Raw genomic sequence first — 5,636 nt, forward strand, 5'->3', positions numbered from 1 at the left:
AAAATTGTCTAAATGATATTCGTATCTGGTTACGCATCGTCTACGCGGACGACCAGTTCCCGCATAAGGTTGCTAAAAGACAACCGATACGCCCTCCCACTGCATATCTGTTAGATCCATAGATAATCATATCAAGTTCTCTTCCTCTAACATTAATACGCCAAATTGAGTTTTGAGATAGCTTCTAGTCAGACCCGCAGAGTCAGACTCCCGCAACGGCGACCTGATCTGCCTAAATCCGCGTGTGCGATCGGAAGTTAACTCTCCTCATCAGGCGTGGCAAGGCTCATCCCCAGTCGCTGCCACCAACTTTGGAATACCATCACTGCCCACACGTGATTTTGCTCAATGGAATTGCCTTCAAAGAGTGATTTTTTCAGGTTGCGGATGTAGTCAGGGTTGAAAACGCCCTGTTCGCGGATGAAATCATCGGCTAATAGCTTGTTTTCCAGCAGATTGCGCCATTCGGTGCGAAAACCTGTCAGCAGCGGCACTTCAAAGCCTTTTTTCGGACGGTTGTAGAGTGCGGCAGGCAAAAACGAGCGGAAGGCATCCTGCATAATGCGTTTGTTGAGTTGAGCGTTGATTTTATATTCCGCAGGGAGGCTGAACGCAAACTCCGCCACCCGATGATCCATGAACGGTACGCGGACTTCCAGCGCGTGTGCCATGCTCATGCTGTCTGCTTTGTGGAGCATGTCGTTGGGCAGCACCAACTGCGTATCGGCAAACAATATTTCGCTCAGGTCGCTGCCTTTGACGGGCTGCTGCAACTCTGCCTTGCGGCGTGCAATTTCGGCTGTAACTTCTTCGCTATCAATAATTTGCAACATGTTTAATATTGTTTGCTCAGGCATGAAAGTCGTCAGAAACCAATAGCGCTCCTGTGGACTGAGGCGGGCGGCATCTGCCAGCCGTTGCAGGCGACGGAAGCGGTTTGCCCACGCACTGTTGCGCGATTGCGGCAAATTTTGCAGCAGCGGCGACAGCAACTTAGCTAATTGCGGCTGCCAACTATTGTTGCGGATCAGCCACTCGGCGCGGTATTTCTGGTAGCCCGCAAAAAGTTCATCCGCCCCATCTCCCGAAAGCGCAACCGTTACCTGTTTGCGCGTTTTTTGGCTCAAAATGTAATAGGGAATCGCCGAAGAATCGGCGAAAGGTTCGCCCATGAGCGGTAAAATATTTTCAACCGCGCCAAATAAATCATCATTGCGCAACTTGAAAGTATGGTGTTGCGTGCCGAAATGTTTTGCTACGGTTTCGGCGTAATGCGTTTCATCAAAAAAAGGCTCATCGGCATAACCGATAGAGAAAGTCTGCAAATCGCTTTTGAGTTGCTTTGCCAGCCCCGTAACTACCGAAGAATCAATGCCTCCGCTCAGGAAAGTACCCAGCGGCACATCTGCCACCATGCGCTCGGCAACAGACTGCTCCATTAGTTGGAAAAGCTCCTTGCAGGCGGCTTCGTAAGTACCTGTGTAAGCGCCGCGCCGTTCGGGCAGCGCATACCATTGGCAGATTTCCCGATTGCGTCCTTTCAGGCGCATGTAGTGTCCGGGCAGTAGTTTATAGACATTTTGCAGCGCGGTATAAGGCGCTGGAATGTAGTGCAGTTGGAAATATTGCGCAATGGAAGCCCTGTCTATCCGTCGCGGAATGCAGAACTCCAGCAGCGCGTTGATTTCCGAAGCGAACAGCAGTTTGTCCTCGTCTTGATACCAAACCAGCGGCTTGATGCCCATGCGGTCGCGGGCGAGCAAGAGGCTTTCTTCTTCCGCATCGTAGAGTGCAAAGGCAAAAAAACCGTGCAGGCCTTGCAGCCCTTCTGCCCCGTGTGCGATGAGCCATTGCAGCAGCACCTCTGTATCGGATTGGGTGTTGAACGCAACGCCGCGCCCTTCCAGTTCGGCACGCAGTTGGCGAAAGTTGTAAATTTCGCCATTGAAAACGATGGTGTAACGCCCTGTGGCATCAGTCATGGGCTGATTGGCATTGCTGCTGAGGTCTATGACCGCCAGTCGCCTGTGCCCCAGCCCACAGCGGTTGTGGTCAAAAAGCAGCCCCGCATCTGGGCCGCGATGCGTCTGCGCATTATTGGCAGCCAGCAAGTTAATCATGCTGAATCGCCCGACTTCGTTAAACGCATAAATTCCAGTAATTCCACACATAGGCGCAAGGTACAAAATAGGTGGCATCCACACAGGAATTTCCGCCCCGATTGTCTTTTTACAGGCTTTTGTCTATATTTGCAGCCTATTTTCAACATTGATTGGCAACAGGCTTTCAACGAAAGGTAAAAGCTGGTTGCCGATCGTAAAAAAATCCAAACTCATGTATCTGGACAAAGAATTAAAAGAAGAAATTTTCGCAAAACACGGCTTTGCAAAGTCTGCAAAAGACACAGGTTCTCCTGAATCTCAAATTGCCTTGTTCACACATCGCATCAATCACTTGACCGAGCACCTGAAAGTACACAAGAAAGACAACGCAAGCCGTCTGGGGCTGCTTAAACTTGTAGGTAAGCGTCGTAGCCTACTGAACTATCTACAGCGCACTGACATTATGCGCTACCGTGCAATTATTGCAGAGTTGGGTATCAGAAAATAACCAACAAAAAAGGGAGCTTGCTTACAAGTTCCCTTTCTTTTTATTTAATTTTGTTTCTAAGGAATTTGGCAAATTAGCTTGCTAAAACCTTCTGTAGATGATGTTGCCCCGGATTTCAAAGCGGCCAATCCGACAAGGTAACCAAGCGGTTAAGCGCAGTACGGTCTTTCAATGAGCTGAGACCTTCTTCTGTTCCCACCGACCCACGATTCCCCGCGGAACATCAGCAAGCAGACTGTATCGTGTAAAAAATTTACTTAATTCAAACAATGCAATTCAACGCAGTTACAAAAACGATTGTCATGCCTGACGGCAGGCAAATCACCATTGAAACAGGTAAACTGGCACGTCAGGCAGATGGCGCAGTGTTAGTACGCGCAGGCAGCATGATGTTGCTGGCAACTGTAGTATCCGTACCGGAAGCTAAGGAAGACCAAGATTTTTTTCCTCTTTCGGTAGATTATCAGGAAAAGTTTGCAGCTATGGGAAAAATTCCGGGCAGTTTCCAGCGTCGCGAAAGCAAATTGTCTGATTATGAAGTACTTATCTCACGATTGGTGGACAGAGCCATTCGCCCGATGTTTCCTGAAGATTATCTGGCAGAAACCCAGATCAATGTGATTTTGGTTTCAGGCGATCCGGAGGTGATGCCTGACAGCTATGCAGCGTTGGCAGCTTCGGCAGCGCTTTCTGTTTCCGATATTCCGTTCAACGGACCTATTTCCGAAGTTCGCGTGATCAAATATCAGGGCGAATACATCGTCAATCCAAAGGCAGACTTGTTGAAAGATGCGGATCTGGATCTGATTGTAGCAGCTTCTTTCGACAATATCGTGATGGTAGAAGGAGAAGCAAACGAGTGTTCGGAAGAAGACCTGCTGGGCGCGCTGAAAGTAGCACACGAAGCTATCAAAATTCAGGTGCAGGCACAGCGCGAACTGACTGAAATGGTTGGTAAAACCCAAAAGCGCAGCTACAGCCACGTGAAAACCGATCCTGAACTGGAAAAAGAACTGTTCGAGCGTTATTACGAAGCCTACCTAAACGTAGCGCGTACACCTGCCCCCAAGCAAGAACGCAACGCAGCCTTCAAAGCAATTAAAGAAGAATATCTCAATAGCTTGCCTGAAGACTCTACCGTTGATAAAAAAATGGCAGTGCGCTATTTAGAAAACATCAAATGGCTGGCAGCCCGCAATCTGGTACTGGAGTACAACGTCCGCCTGGATGGCAGAAAATTAGATGAGATCCGTCCGATTGCCTGTGAGGTGGACTTCCTCCCCTCGCCGCATGGCTCGGCGCTGTTCACTCGTGGCGAAACTCAATCGCTGACCACCATCACACTAGGCACTAAGTTAGACGAGCAAATCATAGACGGCGCTATGGTTGGCGGTATGAGCAAATTCATCTTGCACTACAACTTTCCTGCCTTCTCTACCGGTGAGGTAAAGCCCAACAGAGGCCCCGGCCGCCGCGAGATAGGACACGGCAATCTGGCAAGCCGCGCCATTAAAAAAGTAATGCCTCCTGAAGAAGAAAATCCGTACACGATCCGTATTGTATCCGATATTTTAGAATCAAACGGCTCTTCGTCTATGGCAACTGTTTGCGCAGGTACACTCGCACTCATGGATGCCGGTATCAAACTCAAAGCACCTGTTTCCGGTATTGCAATGGGGCTGATTTCAGATAGCAAGACAGGTAAATATGCCATTCTCTCAGACATCCTCGGCGACGAAGATCACTTGGGCGACATGGACTTTAAAGTTGCAGGCACCCGCAAAGGGATTACCGCTTGCCAAATGGACATTAAGGTAGATGGTTTATCTTACGAAGTGCTTGCACAAGCCTTAGAGCAGGCAAAAAGAGGTCGCTTGCACATCTTAGACGAAATGGCAAAAGCTATTTCCCAACCTCGCGAAGATCTGAAGCCTCATGCGCCGCGTTGTGTGTCTATCCGCATACCGGGCGATATGATCGGTGCAGTGATCGGACCGGGTGGTAAAATCATTCAGGAAATGCAGCGCAAATCTGGTGCAACGATCAACATCGAAGAGGTAGGTAATGAAGGTATTGTTACGATATTTTCTGCCAACAAAGAGTCTTTGGATACCGCACTTAGCGATGTAAAGGCAATTGTGGCACTGCCCGAAGTAGGTGAAGTTTACAACGGCATTGTGCGCTCTATCCAGCCCTTCGGTGCTTTCGTAGAATTTATGAAAGGCAGAGATGGACTGTTGCACATTTCCGAGATCAAGTGGGAGCGTCTGGAATCAATGGACGGCGTACTGGAAATCGGCGAAGAGATTCAGGTACAACTCACCGAAATTGACAAGAAAACAGGTAAGTATCGCCTATCGCGCAAGTCGTTATTGCCCAAGCCCGAAGGCTATGTAAGCAATGGCGATCGCGAAAACAGAGGCAGCGGCGATCGCAGCAGACGATCTGACAACAAAAAATTCGATAAGCGCTAAACCTATCTGCCGGAAAAATATCATCCCGCCGGGCAAAACCCGGTGGGATTTTTATTTTCACGCGAATTATGCGATTAAGTCTTTGAAAAGTGCTATAGTTAGCCATTTTTGCTAATCCTTACTTTTTCCTCTCTTGATTCTTAAGTAACTGATTATCAAGTTATTCTCAAATAACTCGTGTTAATTAGTAGGTAGTGTTAAAAATTAACTGATTCTATGTATCTCTGCAAAAGAAAAAATAAAAACATCTTTACCATCCTAAATAGTTACAAAAGATGATAACAACCGCTCATACTTGCAGTAAATGTGGAAGTAGTAATTTGGTTTTGAATGGCAAAAATAAGAGTGGCAACCCCCACTTATTATTGCAAAGATTGTAAAGTTTATCGGGTGCTTTATCGGAAAAAAGCCATAGATAGAGAGGCTGTGGCACGTACCTATGAAGAACGCAATAGCTATCGTGCTACAGGCAGGATATTCAAGATAAGTCACGTAACGGTGTATAATTACTTGAAAAAAAAGCCAAAAGTTTAGCGCCTTTTAAGACGACTA

The 5,636-nt window shown here is 47.7% G+C and carries 3 protein-coding genes; 2 read left to right on the forward strand and 1 reads right to left on the reverse strand.

Annotated features, from left to right (window positions below; all coding sequences use genetic code 11):
• Window positions 1-257 precede the first annotated feature (257 nt).
• Window positions 258-2,171 carry an asparagine synthase (glutamine-hydrolyzing) gene (gene asnB, locus ACWIP2_RS07280; protein ID WP_448519254.1) on the reverse strand — a complete coding sequence of 638 codons (1,914 nt, stop codon included), beginning with the start codon at window positions 2,169-2,171 and terminating at the stop codon, window positions 258-260.
• A 163-nt stretch (window positions 2,172-2,334) separates the two neighbouring features.
• On the opposite strand from asnB, the gene rpsO reads away from it, so the two are divergent.
• Both rpsO and pnp read left to right on the forward strand, forming a co-directional pair.
• The gene (gene rpsO / locus ACWIP2_RS07285) at window positions 2,335-2,610 is read left to right on the forward strand and encodes a 30S ribosomal protein S15 (RefSeq protein WP_448519255.1); all 276 of its coding nucleotides are present in this window, start codon (window positions 2,335-2,337) and stop codon (window positions 2,608-2,610) included.
• 269 nt (window positions 2,611-2,879) lie between these two features.
• Window positions 2,880-5,084 (forward strand): polyribonucleotide nucleotidyltransferase, encoded by a 2,205-nt coding sequence (pnp, locus tag ACWIP2_RS07290; RefSeq protein ID WP_448519256.1) that lies wholly within the window; start codon window positions 2,880-2,882, stop codon window positions 5,082-5,084.
• Window positions 5,085-5,636: the final 552 nt, after the last annotated feature.

Source organism: Rhodoflexus sp., from assembly GCF_053489755.1.

Bases quoted from the DNA above. Each gene is read 5' to 3' on its own strand.
- asnB (WP_448519254.1), bottom strand. From the start codon at position 2,171: ATGTGTGGAATTACTGGAATTTATGCGTTTAACGAAGTCGGGCGATTC.
- rpsO (WP_448519255.1), top strand. From the start codon at position 2,335: ATGTATCTGGACAAAGAATTAAAAGAAGAAATTTTCGCAAAACACGGC.
- pnp (WP_448519256.1), top strand. From the start codon at position 2,880: ATGCAATTCAACGCAGTTACAAAAACGATTGTCATGCCTGACGGCAGG.